Genomic DNA, 21,985 nt, shown 5'->3' on the forward strand with positions numbered 1-21,985 from the left:
CCGTGAATAGTTCACGGGTTTTTTATTTATAAATGGTGCACGCCATCATCAAGTTGAATTTTTATAGCACTCTAGAACGAAATTTGTGTTAACTTGAAACAAAAATCTTATTTTATCGTTTTGGGGAGCAACCACAATTCCTTGACTTGATTTGAGATTAAAAATATAAACCTTTTCCTACTGGCTGAACAGTTTCTAGTACAATATCAACCATCTCTTCATTAAGTAGGGTCCTTATAATCCAGGCTGAGAGTTCTTGAGCAGCAAAACAACCCGCAGCAGTCGAGATATTTCCTTCGTTTACGAAACTTTGCTCAATAACGTCTACATCAAATTGTTTTAGCTGTTCTACTGCGGATGGATATGTTGTAGCTTTTTTACCAGTTAGTAATTTTTTAGCTCCTAATAGTAGTGAACCAGAGCACATAGATCCTATTAATTGTCTTTGAGGATCTACATGAATGCTATTAATATATTGTTGATTTTTATATAAATCCTTTACACCTTTACCACTTGCAAATATTACAGCGTCGGCAAAAGGGATATCAGATATGCTTCCTGTCATGGGAATACGCAAGCCAGACATAGATATATGAGTTTCTTCCGTTCCTAAAAGCTGTACATCCCAATCAGAAAGACCACCGACTAAACGTACACGATTTAATAAATCCCATGGTAGAAAAACATCTATATCAGTAAAGTTATCGAAGCAGACTATTGCAATTTTCATTTTCTAACCCTCCACTTATATATATCATTTTATTTATAATATAAACATCTCCTTTTTATGTTCTATATCAAGTTATAAACCCCTGTATATTACACGTATATGAAGGAGGTGTAGTGATTTTTTAATTCCTCTAAACATAAAAAGATATAAAATCATTTTCTTGGTTTCTATCGATTTTTTGTACAAAACCAAGACCCGTAGCAACAACTCGTATGGTATTGGGTATGAGGATTTTTAAAATTCTCAGGGAAATAGGTGTAATTTATCACACATACAAATAGAAATAAAAACGTCATCCTTTCTTATAAATTCACAGATAGAAACACGTTTTTCGCTTTTAGGGGGCATTATTTCAGTAGTTTACTAATCTATATATAATATGATTTTTATAATTTCCGTAAAATAATTTTGACGTATTTATTTTTTCAATATAAAATAATATTCATCCATCCAAATTTAACCAATAGTATATAAAAGATATATCTTTAGTTTCAAGGGGAAAGGTTAATATAAAAGTAAGGAAACTAGTTACGCTTGCAGTACCATTTATGCTATTATACGTGTCAGTTCAATTAACCAGAATTCTTCAAGGCAATTTCAGCAACTGAACGAAATCAGAATGGATATTATTTTTGAAGAAAAAGTTTAAGGAACAATTGATGAGTTATACCGAAAATCGGAAATTTATAATAGAAAATAAGTTTCATATAGAGGTGAAATTATATGCCTAAAATTGACAATATGTTAGCAATTCTTTGGATGCTTCGTTCAGGTGAAAAAATTACTGCAAAACAAATTTCAGAAAAGTTAGAGATGAATATAAGGACTGTGTATCGTTATATTGATACAATTTCAACTAGTGGAGTACCTATAATTTCAGAATCAGGACATAACGGCGGATACACTTTATTGAACAATTTTATTGAAGCCCCTCTTTTTTTTGATTTTGAGGAGCAAACTTCACTATTTCATGCTGCTGTTTTTGCAGAAGAAGCCGGGTATTATGGAGGTGAAGCGTTAAATAGGGCCATTTCAAAACTAAGTAAATACTCAAATCAAGAGCAGGAAACAAAGATAAATCAACATTTAACTAGTCTTGAAGTAATAAGTCGATTAAATCCGCTCTCTATAGAAACTTTTTTGAAGGAGTTGGAGCAGGTCGTAGCTGACGGGTACTCAGTAAAAATTCTTTACCATAAAAATGGTGAAAAGAAATTAAATTATAGATTGGTCGATCCATACAGAATTATCTATTGGAATAATAAATGGTATGTGATTGGATTTTGTCATCTTAGGAATGATATCCGTAGTTTTAGAGTAGATCGAATTGAAAGTTTAATGCTAACGGAAAATAAGTTTAACCGGCCAGAAAATTTTTCAGCACGGGACTTTTTTATAAAAAGTCTTCTTCCAACTATAGAAGATAAGAAAGATATTATTTCTTTGGTTATTAATGGGGATAAAAATGTATTAGCTGATATTTGCCAACATTGGTTTTTAGGACATTATTTACAAGAACGGACTTCAAATCAAGCTGTTTTTCTTCTTGGAAAAGATATGATACATACATATGTACCTTATTTACTTTTACCGTACAATAAATCTATTAAAGTTATTGAGCCAATAAGTCTTAAGAAAAGACTTATTGAAGTTCTGTCGGAATTAATAAAATTTCATCAAGTATGATAACTTCCCTGACGTTAACTGTCAGGGAAGTTATATTATAATAGCTATATAAATTGTGATTGGAGTGTTATTGGATGCAAACAAAAAAAGTTTTTCTATATGTATTTAATACAATGTCGGACTGGGAATATGGATATTTAATTGCTGAACTAAACTCAGGAAGATATTTCAAAAAAGATTTAGCACCTTTAAAAGTAATTACAGTAGGAGCTAATAAAGAAATGATTACTACTATGGGAGGACTGAGCATAAAACCAGATACTTCCCTTGATGAATGTACTCTTGAGAGTAAAGATCTTTTAATTTTACCAGGAGGGACTACTTGGAGCGAAGAAATTCATCAACCTATCTTGGAAAGAATTGGCCAAGCTCTAAAGATTGGCACTATTGTTGCTGCAATTTGTGGTGCAACTGATGCCCTAGCGAATATGGGATACTTGGATACTAGAAAGCATACAAGTAATAACTTAGAATATACTAAAATGGTATGTCCTAACTATAAAGGAGAAAAGTTTTATGAGTTGGGATCTGCGGTATCTGATGCGAATTTAGTTACTGCATCAGGAATAGCTCCTCTGGAATTTGCAAGGGAGGTACTGAAAAAAATAGATGTATTTACACCAGATGCATTACATTCATGGTATAACCTAAATAAGACTCATAAACCTGAATACTTCTTCCAGTTAATGAATTCAATAAAGAAATGAAATAATTAAAAAGCGCAATTTCTCTGTTTTGATTTGCAGAGAAATTGCGCTTTTTAATTTGGAATTCCCTTATCATTGTAAATCGGCATTTTCCTGACGCTCCCCCTATGTAACCTTCTATAGTAATCCTACTCCAACAATTCAATAAAGCGATGCTATAATGTCCGTTTATAGGTACACTTCATTAAGTAGAGAGTAATAAATCTATTTAGGTTTAATAATTTTGATACTGACAATTTAACATACATAAAACCAAAAGTTGCATGTTATATTATTAGGCACAACAATATAAATAATACTATTTGTTTATTCCGTAAATAATGCTGATAAAAAAAGGTGAAAGGATTTTTAAAGGTAAAAATAGAAATCTATATAAAAAAATATTTAAATGGTAGGGATATTATGAAAATCGGTAAGTTTGGTGAAGTAAATAACATAAGTATTGATACAATTAGACATTATATGGATCTCAGTCTCATTATTCCTGAAAAAAAAGGAGGGCACTATTTTTTTGATGAGTATTGTCAAAGAGATTTAGAACTTATATTACATTACAAAGATTTAGGGTTTAGCTTGAATGAAATTAAAGAACTATTTTTTTATAAAAATTTAGCGAAATCTATGAATTACGAAAAAATTACCTTTTACCAATCTTTATTTAAACTAAAATATGACGAAATGGAACAGGAAATAGAACTTTTGGAGAAGAAACGGGATAAATTAAAGGAAGTGTTACATAATTTATCTATAGAAACTGAAATCTCGAGTTCAATTTTAGGGGTAGATTTAAAAGTACTTCATTTATTTAAATGTGTTAAGTGTAACGGAAATTTAATTCTTGAAGATGGGATTGTTAATAAGAATCAAATTATTGAAGGAAAGTTAATTTGTAATTGTGGTGAAGAATACGCGATTATTTCAGGAGTTTTAACAGCTGGCACCTCATTGAAAGCGTATGAAAAGACATCACTTGAAGATTCTATTTCGGATTATATCCATGAAACCGATACTGCTTTTTTGGAAAATGTTCAAAGAGGAGGAGAATGGTCAAAAAAGAAACTAATGCAACTAGATTTAAATGAAAAAATACTACTTGATTTAGGGTCTGGTATTGGGTTCTTTTTACGAAATATTTATGAAGAACTACCGGAAGATTGTTTATATATTGCTGTTGATCGAGATTTGAATAAACTTTTACTTTTAAAAGATGTAATTGAGAGAAGAAATGTGAAAAGAAATATTGTATTTATTTGTGCCGACTTTCTAAACATACCTATTCAGAGTAATTCTGTTGATATTGTGATCGATCAATCAGGTACAAGTAATTATAGTTTTGAACATGAGGAGTTCTTATTGCGCGAATTAAATTCCCTTTTTAAACACAATTGTTATTTATTAAGTTCATTTATTTTATTTAATAAATTTAGTATAAATAGCCAAATTGCACCTAAACTCCGAGGGAATTTTACATCTGCAAAAGTAACGAAAGAAATCCAAAATTTACAGTTTCAATCGATTGATGAAAGCACTTCAAATTATTTAAAACGAGGCGGAAAGTACGAGGATTTCTTTGTTCAAGGAGAAGAAATTTATACATATTCATTTTTCGGAAAAAGATGGGGTTAACTCCATCTTTTATTTATTTTCCCTTAAAACTTTTCAAATCGTACATATTGCTATTGGGCTGACCCAAGAACTTACAATGTACGTAATACAAAGTTATGCAGGGGGGAAAATGATGGGAAGTTTACGATTACATATAGAAAATAAAAATAGAAACCAAGAACTAAGAAATATTTGTTTATATTCAATTGCAAAAACAGTATCACTATTTGGTAGCTCTATTTATAGTTTCGCATTAGGATTGTATGTATTACAAATAACCGGATCTGCTTTAAATTTCGCGATTACGCTTATTTTAGGAACGATTCCAATGATTGTTATGAATCCATTTGCCGGTGTCATTGCTGATAAGGTTGATAAAAAGAAACTCGTCGTTTGCATGGATGTATTAAGCGGGTGCTTATTAATAACTGTTTATATATTAAGCAACTATTATGAATTAAACTTATTCATTATTTATACTACTACTTTTCTTATGACCGTATTTACAACGTTTTTTGGAATAGGATTAGAGGCCGTAAAACCGAATATGGTTACTAAAGAACGGTTAATGAGTATTAATTCTATAAGTAAAATTATCGATTCTATATCTTTAATTTTAGGGCCTATGTTAGGGGGCATTGTTTTTGCAGTCTTTGATATGAAAACTTTTATAATTATTAACGGTATTTCATTTATCCTTTCGGCTATATCCATATTGTTTATAAACTTTAAATTGTGCGAGCAAAACATAAATGAGGAATGTTCAATTAGAGAAATTAATTTTATTGAAGATATAAAGGAGGGATACTCTTACTTATTGGAGCGGAAAAGCTTAAAAAATACTTTTAGTATTTTAATTTCCCTTAATTTCTTTTTAGGCTTTGCTGTAACCGTTCCGTTGCCATACATTATTAACACAGTTCTCAATCTTAATTCTAAGCAATTTGGTATGATTCAAGGGACTTTTCCGATAGGTATGATAGTTGGTGCAATATTAGTGAAAAAGATAACTGATTGTTATTCTTATTCTTATCTATTGAAAAAAATAAGTTTTATGTTGGCAATTTTTATGATAGTTTTAGGGATACCTGTTTTATTTAAATCTATTGTAGTAAATAATTGGGTATATGTTACTACGTATTGCATGATTATGTTCTTTTTAGGATTTATGATAGCACAAATTGATATTCCTTTAATGTATTTCATGCAAAATGAGATTCCTGAAGAATATAGAGGAAGAGTTCTTAGTATTGGATTAAGCTTAGGTAAAATAATGCAACCAATAGCACTTGCAATATCAGGACTATTATTAAATTTCATTCCAGCCTACACGCTTCCCATTGCAGGGGGGATTGTATTTTTTACTTTGAATAAAATTTTAGCAAATAAGTTTAATTTAGAAATTCATTCAAAAGATTATAGTGTTTAACGTAACTTAAAAAGCGCAGGATTAGCATCCTGCGCTTTTCTATCGTAATTCAGCTGTTTTTCTAATAACGATCTTATCAATTTCATCTTCTTCATCACCAATAAATAATCCTCGTTCTTTTAAATATGCTTCAAAATATAAATCTGCTTCAGCGCGTTCGTCATATGGCTTTACAGAGAGAACGAAACCTAATTTGTTTTGTTCTTCTAAGTGAGAAGTGGAGATGTAAGCCGGTACATTATGGCGTAAAAAGAGTTCTTTAACCGGGATAATCATATCTTTCATTAATTTCGTTAGCATACCCATTTCAAACTCGAAATTAAAGCGATCTATACTAGATAAATCAGCGAATACTACACCGATAAAACCTGTATTAAATACTTCTTGATATTCTACATCTTCATCATGGCCGCCATAAAAATTCTTTTCGATTAAATAATTTACAAAATAAGCAACGCCATCACTTTGTTCAAATGGTTTCGTTGAAAGAATAAAACCAATTTTCTTTTGTTTATGTAAATACACACATGACATGTATGCTGAAATGTTATGTTCTTTAAACAAAGCGCTTGTTGCTCCAGAGAGACCATCTAATACGTGATGAACAATTTGAAGTTTTTTACGAGCGAAATAATAGGATTTCTTTTGTAACTCCAATGTATCAATAAAGACAGAGCCGATAAAGCCTGTATTTGAAATAATAGGTGCTTGCTTTTTTCTTCCTCTGCGCTTTAATGGAGCCATTGTTAAAATCATCCCTTCATGTACGTTTAAAATAAAAAAGAACATTTGTTCGTATATTTATATTTTACTATTAAAACGCTATAAAGTAAAGGGTTTTTGATGAAAATATAACAAAAAAGACACCTTATAAAAGGTGCCTTAAACGCTGTAGGGAATAGGGTTTATCCTAACTATTTATATTATGATACAGAAACAATCTCTTCTGTATCTTCTACATCTAAATGACAGTCCATAGTACGAACATCTTGATCTTCATGACTTCCGAAATAAATAGTAATTTTCATATGTATCGCTCCTTTATTCTAGGAATACCTAAAATAATTACTAGTAATGTTAATATTTATTATATACCACTTTTTTCATTCCGACAACGTTATATCATTTTTAATTATTTTAAACTATAGAGCACAATTTAAAGAGGTACTTTTTATAAAAAAAGGTAAATTTCTAATATGTTATATTTAATATAGAGGGATTCGAGTATTACTTTTTATGAAAAGGAGAACTATTGATGAATTATAAACAATTACTAATAGATAACTTTGCATTTAAAACTTCATATGTTGCGCAATTTGTGCCCGGAATGAGTATAAAAGAAACGAAAGATTATATTGCTGTTGATTGTGGATTACCTGCCGATACATTCAATATCATTACTCTACTGAACAATAATTTAACGGAAGGGGTCGAGAAATTACATAAGGAGGTAGAATACTATAATCAAAAGAAATTTCCAATGAGTGTTTGGTTATGGGATGAGGAGCAAGAGCGGGATATAAAAAGCGGGTTAAATAAAATCGGGTTAAAAGAAACGGAGCAAAATATTGCGATGGTAGCAGACTTAAAAACAATTTCTCCAACAATACACATGCCAGTAAGTTTTACAATTCAACAAGCATCTTCACCTGGACTAATAAAAAAATTTGGAGAAACGTTAGCTAATCTATTCGGCACATCGGAAGAAGGTATACATGTACAAGCATTCTATAATCAAATTTCTAATCTTGATTTATGGAACAGTGAGAATATGAAACTATTTTTAGGATTTTATGAAGGTGAAATCGTAACTGTTGGTTCATTGATATGTTCAAAAGATAGTATTGGTATTTATGACATCGCAACGAAAGAAGAAATGAGAGGACGAGGATTCGGATCTACTATGTTCAATTTCCTTCTGCAAGAAGCACAAAAATTAAAAAATACGTATTGTGTATTACAAGCTTCAACCGATGGAATCAATATTTATAAAAAATCGGGATTTCAAGCTATCGGCAAAATGACTGTATTGGAAAATCGACATTTAATTGAGTAAATCATTCAAGTTAAATTGTCTTTATATAGGAGCTTATAAATCGTTATGAAAAAGATATATCTCGTTACAATAATTTGTGCCTTTATAATAATAAGTATCTTTGTTTTTCAGAAAATTAATGAACATAAGTATACTAAAGCTATGAATCAATCAAATCATATAAAAAATATCGCACATAGAGGTGCTTCTGCGTTCGCGCCTGAACATACAATAGCAGCATATCAATTAGGACAAAAAATAAATGGAGATTATATAGAAATTGATCTCCAAATGACAAAAGATGGGCATTTAGTGGCAATGCATGACGAAACCTTAAACCGTACAACAAATGGTACTGGGCTAGTGAAAGAGCATACATTAGAAGAAATAAAGCAACTAAATGCTGGTTCTTTTTTTAATGAAAAATATCCGAACTTAGCAAAGAAAGAATTTGAAAATGTTAAAGTCCCAACATTAACAGAAATTATTAAAACGTTTGGGCATAATGCGAACTATTATATCGAAACAAAATCACCTAATGAATATCCAGGAATGGAAGAAAAATTATTAGAAATTATTAATCATTATGAAATACAGGATAAAGTTATTATTCAATCGTTTAGTGAAGAAAGTCTACAAAAGATTCATGGCTTAAATAGTAATATATCCTTAGTACAATTATTACCTTATAAAAAAGCAGTTCAATTAACAGAATTAGAGATAGAAAAGTATAAAACGTACTGCATAGGTCTTGGTATGAATTACAAATATATTGATTCAGATTATGTAAAGAAAATAAAGAAAAGCGGATTAGAAGTTCATCCATTTACAGTAGATAATGAAAAAGATATGAAAAAGTTACTTTCATGGGGAGTCGATGGGATGTTTACTAATTATCCGGATCGTTTACATTCAATATTATTGGATTTGAAAAGTCATGAATAAGAAGTGTTATTCATAAAGGAGAAATTTACAAAACCTGCATATTAGGATTATCAATGCAAGAAGGCATGTAGCATATAAAAAGAAAATACCAAAAACCGCAACTTGAAGACTTAGGTTGTGGTTTTTTTATTGCTTCGATTTCAACTTACAAAGTTTGAAGCTAGAAGTGAAAACCTTTTTAGCTGAATTGGCTTCCTATGTATTTGTACTTCGTATCGTTCTAGGTATATGTACAGCCCGTGAGACGAGTTTTGCATAGGATAATAGAAAAGGAGATGTTGCATATTGAAATACCACAATAGAAATGTAAGTAATCTGAATAAATTAGCGGATAATACGAAAGCTGCAGCTTTTAAGTGGTATCAGTACTGTATCGACAATGGAATTGAAGTATTAATTTATGAAACAATCCGTACGGTCGAGCAACAACGTGAATATGTTCGTAAAGGAGCATCACAAACGATGCGCTCATATCACTTAGTAGGACAGGCATTAGATTTTGTTCCAATTCAGTCGAATGGTACAGAAGATTGGAATGGCTATAATAAAGAACCGTGGGCTTCAGCAATTCGTTATGCTAAACAAATTGGTTTCGAATGGGGCGGTGACTGGAAAGGATTTGTGGATAGCCCGCATTTGCAATATAACTACAAAGGGTATGGAACGGATACTTTTGGAAAAGGTGCTCAAAACGTAGTGACTCCTCCCACGTCGAATGATAATGTAGGGGTTGCTTATATTAACGGTAGTAATGTAAATTTACGAAAAGGACCTGGTACTGGATATGGCGTTATTCGTCAATTAGGGAAAGAAGAGTCCTACAAAGTATTTGGACAATCAAATGGCTGGTTAAATCTAGGTGGCGATCAGTGGGTTTATAACGATCCATCATACATTCGTTATACGGGAGGAAATGTACCAGCAACTTCACAATCATCAAACGATGGTGTAGGTGTAGTTACTATAATCGCTGATGTATTGCGTGTTCGTACCGGCCCAGGAACAAATTACGGCATTGTGAAAAACGTGTACCAAGGTGAAAAATATCAATCGTTTGGATATAAAGATGGTTGGTATAATGTTGGTGGAAATCAATGGGTTTCTGGTGAATATGTTACGTTTGTAAAGTGAAAATAAGAGCCGTCCAGTTGGGCGGCACTTTATTTTAAATATTCATAGGGCGAACACTTATAATATCATTCGTGATACATAGAGTATAATTTTTCATTCTAATAATCAGAAAGTAATCAAAATGTAATTAATTTCAACTACGCTTTTTATATTTTTTTGATACACTGGCTACGAGGGGGATACCAATTAAGGTCGGTAAAAACCAAAACCATATTGGCGGAAGTAAATTTATAATGGGAATATGGATGCCGACATTTACTAAAAGCGCGGTGACTGCACCAATATAAGAACCTAACATGCCTCTAATGTGGTGATGGAGCCAATTTTTCCAACGTTTTTTTCGTGCAAGGTATCCATAAATCGCAAATGAATAAGAGAAGATTGCTACATAAAATAAATATGCGATTTTATCCCAGTTGATAATGGATAATATTATTGCCGTAAGGGTAATGACAACATAGGATGCATGATATATTTCGCCCCATTCGGTATGTTTTCCTTTCTTCTTTTGGGCAACCATCGCTACAATACCAGTGATTAAGCATATTGTTCCAAATAGGATGTGTATGGTTAAAAGAATGTTAAAAATGCTCATAATAATTCCTCCTTTTTTATTTTTATAGTATTGCAGTATAGGAGAAAAGTTGAAAAATATAGTTAGTTCGGCTTAATATATTGAAATAAAGGTACTCCTAGAACAAAACCCAATGATTTAAATATTTAGTGAGATGATTATTATGTTAAATGAAGGAGAGACTTCTATGTTTACATCTATTACATATTTACAATCTGGCAATGAGAAACAACAAAAAATATATGATGTTTTGAATAGCCTAAACATAATGGAGGATTTAGCTTTATATAATCCCGTTCTTTGCGGGACAATCCCTATAAGAATTGATACTCCTCAATCTGACTTAGATATTGTAATGGAAGTATATAATTTTGATGTTTTTGAGCAGGAAATGAGATCTTTATATGGTTCTTATGGAGGGTTCAACATAAAAAAGAAAAAAATTAAAGGTACTGAATCGATAAAGGTGAATTTTGAATTCGAAGGTTTTGAATTTGAATTATTTGCTCAACCTAAGCCAGTGCGTAATCAAAATGCATATAGACATATGATAGTGGAGCACATGTTATTAATGCAGCATCCCCATATAAGGGAAGAAGTTATTCACTTAAAGGAACAAGGTTTAAAAACAGAACCTGCTTTTGCTCAAGTATTAAATATTGACGGAGATCCTTATGAAGAACTTATTTTATTAGGGCAGGAAATGAAATTGTGGTAAATAAGATACATAAAAAAATCCTCCAAAAACAAAAGAGGATTTTTTTATGCTGTTAACTTCCGAATTAATTCACTGAGCGATTTAATTCCGTTAGTCATTTGTTCTGGAGTAGCATATCCATATGATAAACGAATGTACTGATCTGATTCTTCTTCATAAATACGTCCCGGATTTAAAAGAATTCCTTTTGATAGTGCCTCTGAAAATAGTTTTTTCATCGGAATGTTATGTACAACCTTTAGCCATATAAAAAATCCACCACTAGGAATATCCCATGATGCAATATCTGCACAATATTTATTTAAAGCTCGTATCATTATTTGTCTTCGTTCTTTCAGGTGCATTCTTACGTTTGCTACATGTGCTTCATAAAAACCTTCATTTATCCATTTAGCAGCTACTCTTTGAGATAAAGAGCTGGATCCATAGTCTGTTTGCATTTTTATATCTGACAATCTATCAATAACAGGTTCTGGTCCGATTATCCATCCAATTCTAAGTCCTGGGCTAAGTGTTTTAGAGAGACTACCAATATATAATACATGTCCATGTTTATCCATCGACTTTAAAGGAGCTGGAGGTGATTCAACAAGCCATAACTCTCGGTAAATATCATCCTCGATGATAGGCAATTGCTCTTTTTCACATATTTTTAATATTTCTTTTCTTCGCTCTTTGGACATCAATATCCCCGTTGGATTTTGAAAACAAGGGATTGAATATAAAATATTATTCTTTTGACTATATTTAATTCGTTTTAATAAGTCGTTAGGTAAAATACCGTGATGATCCATTGATATACCTGATAAATTTATATTTGCTGATTGAAAAACATGAAGTGAATATAAGTAAGAAGGTTGCTCAAGTAAAACAGTTGATTTTCTATGTAAAAGACCAATCGATATTAATTGTAATGCTTGGAGTGCACCAGAGACTATTAATATAGAATCCGGTGATGCATGTATTCCAAATGATCTTACATATTTGCTTATTGCTTCACGTAACGGATAAATACCTTTTTGTTCTTCGTATCCGAAATAATCTAATTCCTCACTGACGTTTTTTATTATAGATTGCATAGTTTCGAGCGGGAAAAGATGAGGTGCAAGTTCACCTTTACTAAGATGGATAAGCGTTTTATTTGCTTCTGCTTCATTTATTTCTCGCACCATTAACTTACTTGGTTTATGAATACCGGCTTTTACATATTCACTCCAATCGGGCGGAGGATTAGTTGCTAATAATGACCATGTATTATTCATTACAATTGTTCCTGCTCCGATTTGTCCTTGAATTAAACCATCTGCTATAAGTTCATCTAGCGCAGTAATTACAGTACTTCGATTTACATGAAATAATTTTGCTAACTGCCGCTGACTAGGGATTTTACTTCCAATTGGCCATTCTCCGTTTTCAATTTTTTCTTTCATATAGTCTATTATCTGCTGATATTTGGGCACTTTTTTATCGGTCGTCATATAAAAAACTCCTTCGTTTATTTAAAAGATTCAAAGTGGTTGGTTTTTCCGATAAATAACTGGTTGAAGACATTGTATCAACTATTAAATATGATGAAAAGAAATAATTGGTAATTTAAAAATGGTTGTTTTTTTAGGGAAGGAGAGAAAATATGCATAATAAAAAATGGGATTTACGCATTATATGTGCTCACGCTTTTACAATTCTTATATGGGGAACTGCTTTTCCAGCAATTCGTATGGGGCTTGAATCTTATACGCCTGAACACCTTACTTTACTACGCTTATTAATCGCCTCATTTATACTTTTGTTATTTTCATTTATATACAAACTACGACTACCGGATTTAAAGGATATCCCAGCAATTTTTATATTTGGTGCTTTAGGGTTTACTGTTTATCACATCGCATTAAATTACGGCGAAAAAACAGTAAATGCTGGATCTGCAAGTTTAATTATTTCAGTCACCCCAATAGTAACGGCAATTCTTGCTTCTGTTTTTTTGAATGAAAAAATGAAATTAAATGGCTGGATCGGTGGTGTCATGAGTTTTGCAGGAATTGCCTTAATTTCATTTAGCCAGGGCGATGCTATTCAATTGAATAGCGGGGGATTATTTATATTATTAGCGGCGATTTCAGAAAGTCTATTTTTCGTTTTCCAAACATCTTACTTAAAAAAATACGGCTTCTTACCATTTACCATATATACAATTTTGTCTAGTACTGTATGTATGCTTATTTTCTTACCCGGAGTTTATCAAGAAATACTAGCAGCTCCTCTTGAAGTTAACTTGAGCGTTATATATTTAGGTGTCTTTCCAACAGTACTCCCGTATATTGCATTGGCCTATATTATATTTCGTGCTGGTGCTTCTGAAGCAACAAGTTCTCTATATTTAACGCCAATAACTGCGTGTTTCATTGCTTGGATATGGTTAGGAGAAGTGCCAACTTTAGTTTCGATAATTGGCGGAGGAATTACTATACTTGGAATTGTGATTGCTCATATACCGGTATTAAGAAAAGAAAAACATAGGAATTTAGCAAATAATCAATCCGTATAATGTAATTCAATAATAATTTTATGATACTTTTTTATATAGTTTCTTTCTTATGTTGATAAATATAATATTTTGTATTTCAGTTAAATATTGTATGTTACATTTTATGTAGTAAGCATTTTAAAAGGAGCTGACAACATAATGAATGGAAAAAGAAATATTTTTACATGTATTTCTATTGTAGGAATCGGACTAGCTAGTTTTTCTAATTCTAGTTTCGCAGCAAGTGTAACGGACAATTCAATACAAAATTCTATTCCCGTAGTTAATCAACAAGTAGCTGCTGCAAAGGAAATGAAACCATTTCCCCAGCAAGTTAATTATGCAGGTGTTATAAAACCGAATCATGTTACACAGGAAAGTTTAAATGCTTCTGTAAGAAGTTACTACGATAATTGGAAAAAGAAATATTTGAAAAATGATTTATCTTCTTTACCTGGTGGTTATTACGTAAAAGGAGAGATTACAGGTGATGCGGATGGGTTTAAGCCACTTGGAACTTCAGAAGGTCAAGGGTATGGGATGATAATTACAGTATTAATGGCTGGTTATGATTCGAATGCTCAAAAAATATATGACGGATTATTTAAAACAGCAAGAACTTTTAAAAGCTCTCAAAATCCTAATTTAATGGGATGGGTTGTCGCAGATAGTAAAAAAGCACAAGGTCATTTTGATTCTGCTACTGATGGAGATTTAGATATTGCGTATTCTCTTCTTCTTGCTCATAAGCAGTGGGGATCTAATGGAACAGTTAATTATTTGAAAGAAGCACAAGACATGATTACAAAAGGTATTAAAGCTAGTAATGTTACAAATAATAACCGACTAAATTTAGGAGATTGGGATTCTAAAAGTTCACTTGATACGAGACCATCTGATTGGATGATGTCACACCTTAGAGCATTTTATGAATTTACAGGTGATAAAACTTGGATTACTGTTATTAATAATTTGTACGATGTTTATACGCAATTTAGTAATAAGTACTCTCCAAATACAGGACTTATTTCAGATTTCGTTGTAAAAAACCCACCACAACCCGCACCTAAAGACTTCTTAGATGAGTCAGAATATACAAATGCATATTATTATAATGCTAGTCGAGTACCTTTAAGAATTGTAATGGACTATGCGATGTACGGCGAGAAGCGAAGTAAAGTCATTTCTGATAAAGTCTCTTCATGGATTCAAAATAAAACGAATGGAAATCCTTCTAAAATTGTGGATGGTTATCAATTAAATGGATCCAATATTGGTAGTTATCCAACTGCTGTATTTGTTTCACCGTTTATTGCTGCAAGTATAACGAGTAGCAATAATCAAAAGTGGGTAAATAGTGGTTGGGATTGGATGAAGAATAAGAGAGAAAGTTATTTTAGTGATAGTTATAATTTATTAACTATGTTATTTATTACAGGAAATTGGTGGAAGCCTGTACCTGATGATAAAAAAACACAAAATCTAATAAATGATGCAATTTATGAAGGATACGATAATTAATTAAATTTGAGAATGGTTACTGAAGAAAGGAATTAGCATTCGCTAGTTCCTTTTTAATGTTTTGTAAAACATTATCCATTCTAAAATTCGCATAGATATACTTGCTTTTTTCATATACATAGTTATTGATGACTCTATGTTTTTATGAAGGGAGAGTATTTCTTGGAAAAAGTATTATTTTTCGGAGATCCAGGTATTGATGACTCATTTGCCATTATGTATGGTTTACTGCATCCCGAAATTGAAATTGTAGGTATTGTAACCGGATACGGAAATGTTGAGCATATACATGCTGCACATAATGCAGCGTATATTTTACAGTTAGCAAATAGACAAGACATTCCTGTCATTAGTGGTGCAACAAAACCACTGACAGAAGAAATCACTACGTACTATCCTGAAATTCACGGAGCAGAAGGATTAGGGCCCATCCATGTTCCAGGAAATATATTATCTATTCCAATATATAATTTCGGCAGTATTGCTGCGATTCTTATAAAGTACGGAAAAGATTTAACGATTGTTGATGTAGGAAGATCTACCTCGTTAGCAATTGCTTTTAATTTATGGAATGATTTAATGCTAAATGTAAAAGGAATCTATTTCATGGGTGGTGTTTTTTTAGAAGTAGGAAACGTTACGCCATTAGCAGAGGCAAACGTGTATGGAGATCCGATAGCAAGTAAAATTGTTTTCCATCAAGCAAAGAATTTATTCATATTCCCTTTAAATGTAACAAACAAAGCTGTGTTAACACCAAATGTATTTAACTATATTCAAGCTAATGCAAAGAATCCATTTCATATGATAATGAAACCAATGTATGACTACTATCTATCCGCATACCAAAAACTTAATCCATCTATGGAAGGACCTTTGCTACATGATGTGGTTGCAATAAGCGGATTAGTAAATCCAAGTTTTTTTGAATTTGTGCATCGTACAGTAAATGTAGATACATACGGAGATACGAAAGGACAAACATTTGCTGATTTTCGCCCTAACTCTAAATCTGAAGGAGCCCGTATAGCTTTAGAAATAGATGCAGAAAAATTCATTCAAGATTTTATAAAAATTATGTTATAAGTTGCTGTCGAAAAAGGGAATTATTTCAATGCGTTGAATATAAAAATACATCCTCTAGATAAAGGAGCTTACAATATTGAATGTCCAGTTAAAGGTTGTTACGAGAGACAATTGGGAAGATGCATTAAAGTTACAAGTTAAAGAAGATCAAAGAAAATTTGTCCCCGCTGTAGCAGTTTCACTTGCTAAAGTATATATAAAACCAGATGGTGACAATGTAGAGTACATACCATTCGCTATATACGATGGTGACCTTATGGTTGGTTTTGTTATGCATGCTGTTGTAATAGAGACATCGGATATGTATTGGATTAACGGATTTATTATTGATCAATCGCAACAAGGTAATGGTTATGGAAAAGCAGCATTACAAGAAAGTATTGATATAATAAAAAATACTTTTAAATCGTGTAAAGAAATAAGATTAACCGTACATAAAGATAATCTCTCTGCAAAGAAATTATATGAACGATATGGTTTCATATCATTAGGACAGGAGTATGATGGTGAGCAAGTATACCGTTTATTTGTTTAACTATTAAGAAGTAAAGGTGTGAAATGAAATATGCAATTTACTGAAGTGAAAATTGAAGTGTTCATTCCTGAAGAATATATTGAAACATTAAGGGATGAATTAAATAAAATTGGAGCATGTAAAACGGGCGAATATGACCATTGTCTTTCCTATAGTTCAGTGAAAGGATATTGGAGACCTTTAGAAGAGGCATCTCCTTTTAATGGAGAAATTGGTCAAATATGCGAAGGACAAGAATGTAAAGTTGAAATAAAGTGTAAACGAGAACTTGTAAAAGATGCTCTTGAAGTTATTAATGATATTCATCCATATGAAACACCTATGATTTATATTATACCAATACTAAATGACTATTTTGAGAAACTATACATTAAATAACTAGGAGGAATATCAATTGAAAAGTAAATTTCATCATATTGTACGAGCAGTCATGATAAAAGATGAAAAATTATTAGTTGCTGAATATATCGGCCATCATTATTTTTTACCTGGTGGCCATGTTGAAATTGGAGAATCAGCAGAGAATGCATTAAAAAGAGAGTTAAGAGAAGAACTTGGAGTAAACTGTAGTATACAACAATTTTTAGGAGTCATAGAAAATCAATGGCAAGATAAAGAAGTGCTTCATCATGAAATTAACCACATTTTTGAAGTAGAGTCACAAGATTTACATACGGACTTAACACCGAAATCTAGCGAGTCTCATTTAGCATTTCACTGGATAGATTATAATAAAGAAGCCTTAAATCATTATGAAATCATGCCAATGCCTTTAGTGAAGGAATTACTAGAAAGAAAGTTAAGTGATGAACTACTAAATTGTTGGATTAGTAATTTTTAAATCACTTTATTTATAGTAAATACGTCCATCGAATGAATATAAAGAAAATAGGCTGAAAAACAAGGTACATCACCTAGTGTAAGTTCATATTTTGTTGATGTACGCATTTAGTCTATAGTCTTGTTTCTACTTTGTTTAAAAGAATTTATTAACTTTAATATTTGGACGGAATTTACATTTATAAATGGAGGGTTTCATAATGAATCAGTTTCAACAAGAACTACAATCATTAAACCTTAATGATTATCAAACTGGCAATGTTGTGTATTGGGATCAACAACAAAGTCAATATCCATACTATTACATTCAAGACGATGCACGTCGTTGCGGCGGATGTGGCGGTTGTGGTGGACGTTGCGGTGGATGTGGCGGTAGATGTGGTGGTTGTGCAGGTCGTTGCGGCGGATGCATAGGATGCGCAGGATGTTTCAGTTGCTTTAATTGCTGGAACTGGTGGATTATTTAAGTATAGAAAATTCAAGTTATTTTATATGAAAGAAAGGTGTAAAAACTATTTTGCACTTTTCTTTCATGCTGTAATTTTGATGTGTATTAAGGGGGATTTATTTGTATACATATGATAAGTTGATTTCTTGGGTAGAGGATATAAAAGAAAAAAATCATAGTTCTGCTACAGCACTTTGTATTATAAAAGATAATAAAATCGTACTAGAGCATTATAGTGGTTATCACTCAAATACATCTACAACCAAGAGAGTAACAGCATCTTCACAATTTAACGTTGCTTCTGCTAGAAAAAGTTATTTAGGATTAATGATAGCGTATGCGCTTTATGAGGGGAAAATAAACTCTATTGATGATGAAGCGATAAAATATTTTAAAGACTTTGATCCTGCATTGCTTAGTAAAACGACGATAAGACATTTAGTAACACATTCGCACGGATTAGAAGAAACGAATGACAGGACAATTTTTCGTGAATTTGCACCGGGACAATCATGGGCGTATAGAGATATTAATGTAAGAATGATGACACGTCTTATTTATCAGCTATATAACAAAAGTTTTCCTGAATTGTTAAAGGAGCGTGTGTTTAAGCCTGCTAATTTTCAAGAAACAGGTTGGAGAGTTCAGCGAGATGAAAATTTAGTTGACGTTGTTAATAATCCAAATGAAGACGCAATTAGTGAAATTGGTACGGTAGATGACGGTACTGAAAAAAATTTGTTTGTCTCAGCTAGAGAATTTGCGCAGTGGGGCAATCTTCATTTAAATCAAGGTGGGATAGATGGTAAACAAATTGTTCCAAAAGAAGTTATAAAAATCGCTACGAGTTTGCAGAGTCCAACATATATAAACAAAGAGCTACCACAAAATGGATTGTTTTGGTTCATCCAAAATGAGCCTGCGCAATTAAGCGAACTTGGTGAACGTGTTCCAAAAGGGTCGTATCAAATATTAGGGATTACTGGACCGACCATTTTAGTAATACCTGAATATAATGTAGTTGTTGCAAAAATGTATAACAAAAGATATAACTACGGCGGTGATAATTACTTATATTATCTACGTGAATTTAGTAATTTAGTCGCTGATACATTTAGTAACGGTAATAGGGCATAATTACTCCTATAACAAAAAGGAGTGATTGAAAGTGAAAGATAAAGTGAACAAAAATAAAAAACAAAATATAAAAGATGTAAATACAGAGCAAAATGCGATTTATAGCGATCCTAAAGATGCAGCTAATATGCAAACTGTACCGCAGCCGAAGGATTTTGATGAAATCGAATATTAATTTTTCATCCGACTATATGATGAATGAAAAATACGTCTTAAGTCTCATCACATATAAGAAATTATTTGATAACATATATACATAAGCATTTGAAAATGGCTTATCTTAACAAAGCTTTCTTTAGAAACATCTGATATAACCTGCAAAAGGCACTTCTTTATGAAGTGTCTTTTTGTGTATATGAACTTAATTACCATTTTCCGTACAGTATCTTGCAATTTATGATGGATATACTAACTGTGAAAATTCATGTCAAGATAAAAGAAGGGGACAGTTAGTATGAAACAAACTTCTATAAATCCGTTACTAATTGTTCTAGGTACAATCATTGTTCAAATTGGACTTGGAACAATTTATACATGGAGTTTATTTAATCAACCCCTTGTAAGTAAGTTTGGATGGAATCTTAATGCAGTAGCGATAACTTTCTCTATAACAAGTTTTTCTTTATCATTCTCAACTTTATTTGCAGCAAAGTTACAGAAAAAATTAGGACTTCGGAAACTTATTGCTACTGCAGGAATTGTTTTAGGACTCGGCTTAATACTTAGTTCACAAGTTTCTTCCTTACCACTATTATATTTATTAGCTGGTGTCGTTGTTGGTTATGCGGATGGAACAGCTTATATTACATCACTATCTAATTTAATTAAATGGTTTCCAAATCGGAAAGGGCTTATTTCAGGTATATCTGTATCAGCGTATGGAATGGGCAGCTTAATCTTTAGATATATAAACGGAAATCTTATCGATAACCTTGGTGTATCACAAGCATTCTTATATTGGGGTATTATCGTGTTACTTTTAGTGTTAATCGGATCGTTCTTCTTACGTGAGGCAATTGTAAGTAATGCTGTAACTGAAACATTACACAATGACTATACTCCGCGTGAAATGATGCGAACGAAACAAGTATATCTGCTATTTTTTATGTTATTCACCTCGTGTATGGGTGGTTTGTATTTAATCAGTATGGTAAAAGATATCGGTGTACAACTCGTTGGACTTAGCGCAGCAACCGCTGCAAACGCCGTTGCTATGATTGCGATCTTTAATACAGTAGGTAGAATCATTCTTGGGACGTTATCAGATAAAATCGGCCGAATGAAAATTGTCTCTGCAACGTTTATTATTATAGGTTTGTCAGTCTTTACTTTAAGTTTTATTCCGCTAAATTACGGAATCTATTTTGCTTGTGTAGCAAGTGTCGCCTTTTGCTTCGGCGGTAATATAACTATATTCCCAGCTATTGTCGGAGATTTCTTTGGATTAAAAAACCATAGTACAAATTACGGGATTGTCTACCAAGGTTTTGGATTTGGTGCGCTTGCAGGATCATTTATTGGAGCGATACTCGGGGGATTTCAACCAACTTTCATTATAATCGGTGTTTTAAGTGTTATTTCCTTCATTATTTCAATATTAATCCGTCCACCAAATGCAGAGAAGAAAAAGGAACTAAAACATTTACATCGGAAAGTGGCGTAATACTAAAAAGAGTCCTAATATAGGGCTCTTTTTAGTATAGAGAGAATAGAGTTATTTAATTTAAAATGAAATGATTTGAGAAGCCTCGATTCGTTCTAACAAAAGTAATGAAGTCATTGATAACACTTCTGAGTCATTATTTAAAGTAGCTACGATTACATTGGCTAATGGAGCTGACAATATCTCAATTTATATACCAATGTTCGCTAGTCAATCCTTGGAAGCAAATATCGTTACATTAATAATCTTTTTTCCATGATAGCGATATGGTGTTTTATTAGCTACAAATTGATAAGAACTCCTATTCTAGTTAAAGTACTTGAGAACAATTGTCATATTATTGTTCCAATTGTTCTAATTGGTTTAGGAATGTTCATTCTTTTTCGCAGTGATACAATTGAATTATTGTACTAATATGTTGAAACTTGAATTAAAAAGAATCAAACGCGGTAAAAAGCCATACTACAGATAAAATGTAGTACGGTTTTTTAAAATTTTAGTGAAATGAAACAGTGCACTACGACTATTAAGTTAGACAGGATATTACGATTATTAAATTGAATAGATACTTTAAAAGGAGCGTGATAATTAAAATGAAAATAGTAAAACAATGGGTCCAAGAAGATAGTGATTACATAAGAGAAAAAGTAATTGAATATAACCAAAAACAT

Annotated in this window: 22 protein-coding genes and 2 pseudogenes; 20 read left to right on the top strand and 4 right to left on the bottom strand. The window is 31.9% G+C overall.

Annotated features, from left to right (window positions below; genetic code table 11):
- Positions 1–157 precede the first annotated feature (157 nt).
- A complete protein-coding gene (locus MR107_RS18285; RefSeq protein ID WP_000684456.1) occupies positions 158–730 on the bottom strand; it encodes a DJ-1/PfpI family protein in 573 nt (190 codons plus the stop codon).
- 723 nt (positions 731–1,453) lie between these two features.
- Between MR107_RS18285 and MR107_RS18290 the strand changes: the two genes are divergently transcribed.
- The 4 genes from MR107_RS18290 (at position 1,454) to MR107_RS18305 (ending at position 6,157) form a co-directional block, all read left to right on the top strand.
- On the top strand, positions 1,454–2,416 hold the full coding sequence (locus MR107_RS18290) for a helix-turn-helix transcriptional regulator (RefSeq protein WP_226368735.1): 963 nt from the start codon (positions 1,454–1,456) through the stop codon (positions 2,414–2,416).
- 74 nt (positions 2,417–2,490) lie between these two features.
- Positions 2,491–3,123: a type 1 glutamine amidotransferase family protein gene (locus MR107_RS18295; protein ID WP_226368736.1), complete on the top strand. Its 633-nt coding sequence runs from the start codon at positions 2,491–2,493 to the stop codon at positions 3,121–3,123.
- A 402-nt stretch (positions 3,124–3,525) separates the two neighbouring features.
- Positions 3,526–4,749, top strand: coding sequence for a methyltransferase domain-containing protein (locus MR107_RS18300; protein WP_242292585.1), 1,224 nt, complete (start codon positions 3,526–3,528; stop codon positions 4,747–4,749).
- A 112-nt stretch (positions 4,750–4,861) separates the two neighbouring features.
- On the top strand, positions 4,862–6,157 hold the full coding sequence (locus MR107_RS18305; protein ID WP_242292580.1) for an MFS transporter: 1,296 nt from the start codon (positions 4,862–4,864) through the stop codon (positions 6,155–6,157).
- A 39-nt stretch (positions 6,158–6,196) separates the two neighbouring features.
- Here MR107_RS18305 and MR107_RS18310 read toward each other — a convergent pair whose 3' ends face one another.
- On the bottom strand, positions 6,197–6,901 hold the full coding sequence (locus tag MR107_RS18310; RefSeq protein ID WP_242292581.1) for a hypothetical protein: 705 nt from the start codon (positions 6,899–6,901) through the stop codon (positions 6,197–6,199).
- Between the two features lie 511 nt (positions 6,902–7,412).
- Here MR107_RS18310 and MR107_RS18315 point away from each other — a divergent pair.
- The 3 genes from MR107_RS18315 (at position 7,413) to MR107_RS18325 (ending at position 10,268) form a co-directional block, all read left to right on the top strand.
- Entirely contained in the window at positions 7,413–8,213 is an 801-nt protein-coding gene (locus tag MR107_RS18315; protein WP_242292582.1) for a GNAT family N-acetyltransferase, read from the top strand.
- 45 nt (positions 8,214–8,258) lie between these two features.
- Positions 8,259–9,137 (top strand): glycerophosphodiester phosphodiesterase, encoded by an 879-nt coding sequence (locus MR107_RS18320; protein ID WP_000725645.1) that lies wholly within the window; start codon positions 8,259–8,261, stop codon positions 9,135–9,137.
- Positions 9,138–9,422: 285 nt separating this feature from the next.
- A complete protein-coding gene (locus tag MR107_RS18325; RefSeq protein ID WP_078187138.1) occupies positions 9,423–10,268 on the top strand; it encodes a M15 family metallopeptidase in 846 nt (281 codons plus the stop codon).
- A gap of 133 nt (positions 10,269–10,401) precedes the next feature.
- On the opposite strand, the gene MR107_RS18330 is transcribed toward MR107_RS18325, so the two are convergent.
- A complete protein-coding gene (locus tag MR107_RS18330) occupies positions 10,402–10,863 on the bottom strand; it encodes a DUF2306 domain-containing protein (protein WP_000021744.1) in 462 nt (153 codons plus the stop codon).
- Positions 10,864–11,029: 166 nt separating this feature from the next.
- Between MR107_RS18330 and MR107_RS18335 the strand changes: the two genes are divergently transcribed.
- Positions 11,030–11,560, top strand: coding sequence for a DUF4269 domain-containing protein (locus tag MR107_RS18335; RefSeq protein WP_048656837.1), 531 nt, complete (start codon positions 11,030–11,032; stop codon positions 11,558–11,560).
- Positions 11,561–11,604: 44 nt separating this feature from the next.
- Here MR107_RS18335 and pdxR read toward each other — a convergent pair whose 3' ends face one another.
- Positions 11,605–13,038 carry a MocR-like pyridoxine biosynthesis transcription factor PdxR gene (pdxR, locus tag MR107_RS18340; protein WP_242292583.1) on the bottom strand — a complete coding sequence of 478 codons (1,434 nt, stop codon included), beginning with the start codon at positions 13,036–13,038 and terminating at the stop codon, positions 11,605–11,607.
- Positions 13,039–13,190: 152 nt separating this feature from the next.
- Here pdxR and MR107_RS18345 point away from each other — a divergent pair, with 152 nt between their 5' ends.
- The 12 genes and pseudogenes from MR107_RS18345 to MR107_RS18400 all read left to right on the top strand — a co-directional run.
- The gene (locus tag MR107_RS18345) at positions 13,191–14,105 is read left to right on the top strand and encodes a DMT family transporter (RefSeq protein ID WP_242292584.1); all 915 of its coding nucleotides are present in this window, start codon (positions 13,191–13,193) and stop codon (positions 14,103–14,105) included.
- Between the two features lie 138 nt (positions 14,106–14,243).
- The gene (locus tag MR107_RS18350) at positions 14,244–15,605 is read left to right on the top strand and encodes a family 8 glycosyl hydrolase (protein WP_048656835.1); all 1,362 of its coding nucleotides are present in this window, start codon (positions 14,244–14,246) and stop codon (positions 15,603–15,605) included.
- Between the two features lie 162 nt (positions 15,606–15,767).
- Positions 15,768–16,691 carry a nucleoside hydrolase gene (locus MR107_RS18355; protein WP_000416786.1) on the top strand — a complete coding sequence of 308 codons (924 nt, stop codon included), beginning with the start codon at positions 15,768–15,770 and terminating at the stop codon, positions 16,689–16,691.
- 76 nt (positions 16,692–16,767) lie between these two features.
- The gene (locus MR107_RS18360) at positions 16,768–17,226 is read left to right on the top strand and encodes a GNAT family N-acetyltransferase (protein ID WP_001102671.1); all 459 of its coding nucleotides are present in this window, start codon (positions 16,768–16,770) and stop codon (positions 17,224–17,226) included.
- 30 nt (positions 17,227–17,256) lie between these two features.
- A complete protein-coding gene (cutA, locus tag MR107_RS18365) occupies positions 17,257–17,604 on the top strand; it encodes a divalent cation tolerance protein CutA (RefSeq protein ID WP_001160791.1) in 348 nt (115 codons plus the stop codon).
- 16 nt (positions 17,605–17,620) lie between these two features.
- Positions 17,621–18,067, top strand: a complete 447-nt coding sequence (locus tag MR107_RS18370; protein WP_000836832.1) for an NUDIX domain-containing protein — start codon at positions 17,621–17,623, stop codon at positions 18,065–18,067.
- A gap of 199 nt (positions 18,068–18,266) precedes the next feature.
- A complete protein-coding gene (locus MR107_RS18375) occupies positions 18,267–18,533 on the top strand; it encodes a heterocycloanthracin/sonorensin family bacteriocin (RefSeq protein WP_001071389.1) in 267 nt (88 codons plus the stop codon).
- Positions 18,534–18,634: 101 nt separating this feature from the next.
- A complete protein-coding gene (locus MR107_RS18380; RefSeq protein ID WP_000288894.1) occupies positions 18,635–19,651 on the top strand; it encodes a serine hydrolase domain-containing protein in 1,017 nt (338 codons plus the stop codon).
- A gap of 31 nt (positions 19,652–19,682) precedes the next feature.
- Entirely contained in the window at positions 19,683–19,826 is a 144-nt protein-coding gene (locus tag MR107_RS18385; protein ID WP_000653680.1) for a hypothetical protein, read from the top strand.
- Between the two features lie 279 nt (positions 19,827–20,105).
- Positions 20,106–21,314 carry an L-lactate MFS transporter gene (locus MR107_RS18390; RefSeq protein ID WP_025687535.1) on the top strand — a complete coding sequence of 403 codons (1,209 nt, stop codon included), beginning with the start codon at positions 20,106–20,108 and terminating at the stop codon, positions 21,312–21,314.
- An 85-nt stretch (positions 21,315–21,399) separates the two neighbouring features.
- Positions 21,400–21,728, top strand: a pseudogene (locus MR107_RS18395) (cadmium resistance transporter); the annotation flags it as partial.
- 170 nt (positions 21,729–21,898) lie between these two features.
- A pseudogene (locus MR107_RS18400) lies at positions 21,899–21,985 on the top strand (GNAT family N-acetyltransferase); the annotation flags it as partial.

The sequence above is a fragment of the Bacillus cereus group sp. BfR-BA-01441 genome (assembly GCF_022663075.1).
Taxonomy (GTDB): Bacteria; Bacillota; Bacilli; order Bacillales; family Bacillaceae_G; genus Bacillus_A; species Bacillus_A cereus.

Excerpts from the sequence above, each read along its gene's own strand:
- MR107_RS18300 (WP_242292585.1), top strand. The coding sequence starts at position 3,526 with ATGAAAATCGGTAAGTTTGGTGAAGTAAATAACATAAGTATTGATACA.
- MR107_RS18290 (WP_226368735.1), top strand. The coding sequence starts at position 1,454 with ATGCCTAAAATTGACAATATGTTAGCAATTCTTTGGATGCTTCGTTCA.
- MR107_RS18320 (WP_000725645.1), top strand. The coding sequence starts at position 8,259 with ATGAAAAAGATATATCTCGTTACAATAATTTGTGCCTTTATAATAATA.
- MR107_RS18305 (WP_242292580.1), top strand. The coding sequence starts at position 4,862 with ATGGGAAGTTTACGATTACATATAGAAAATAAAAATAGAAACCAAGAA.
- MR107_RS18390 (WP_025687535.1), top strand. The coding sequence starts at position 20,106 with ATGAAACAAACTTCTATAAATCCGTTACTAATTGTTCTAGGTACAATC.
- MR107_RS18310 (WP_242292581.1), bottom strand. The coding sequence starts at position 6,901 with ATGGCTCCATTAAAGCGCAGAGGAAGAAAAAAGCAAGCACCTATTATT.
- MR107_RS18285 (WP_000684456.1), bottom strand. The coding sequence starts at position 730 with ATGAAAATTGCAATAGTCTGCTTCGATAACTTTACTGATATAGATGTT.
- pdxR (WP_242292583.1), bottom strand. The coding sequence starts at position 13,038 with ATGACGACCGATAAAAAAGTGCCCAAATATCAGCAGATAATAGACTAT.
- MR107_RS18345 (WP_242292584.1), top strand. The coding sequence starts at position 13,191 with ATGCATAATAAAAAATGGGATTTACGCATTATATGTGCTCACGCTTTT.
- cutA (WP_001160791.1), top strand. The coding sequence starts at position 17,257 with ATGCAATTTACTGAAGTGAAAATTGAAGTGTTCATTCCTGAAGAATAT.
- MR107_RS18335 (WP_048656837.1), top strand. The coding sequence starts at position 11,030 with ATGTTTACATCTATTACATATTTACAATCTGGCAATGAGAAACAACAA.
- MR107_RS18350 (WP_048656835.1), top strand. The coding sequence starts at position 14,244 with ATGAATGGAAAAAGAAATATTTTTACATGTATTTCTATTGTAGGAATC.
- MR107_RS18375 (WP_001071389.1), top strand. The coding sequence starts at position 18,267 with ATGAATCAGTTTCAACAAGAACTACAATCATTAAACCTTAATGATTAT.
- MR107_RS18330 (WP_000021744.1), bottom strand. The coding sequence starts at position 10,863 with ATGAGCATTTTTAACATTCTTTTAACCATACACATCCTATTTGGAACA.
- MR107_RS18295 (WP_226368736.1), top strand. The coding sequence starts at position 2,491 with ATGCAAACAAAAAAAGTTTTTCTATATGTATTTAATACAATGTCGGAC.
- MR107_RS18315 (WP_242292582.1), top strand. The coding sequence starts at position 7,413 with ATGAATTATAAACAATTACTAATAGATAACTTTGCATTTAAAACTTCA.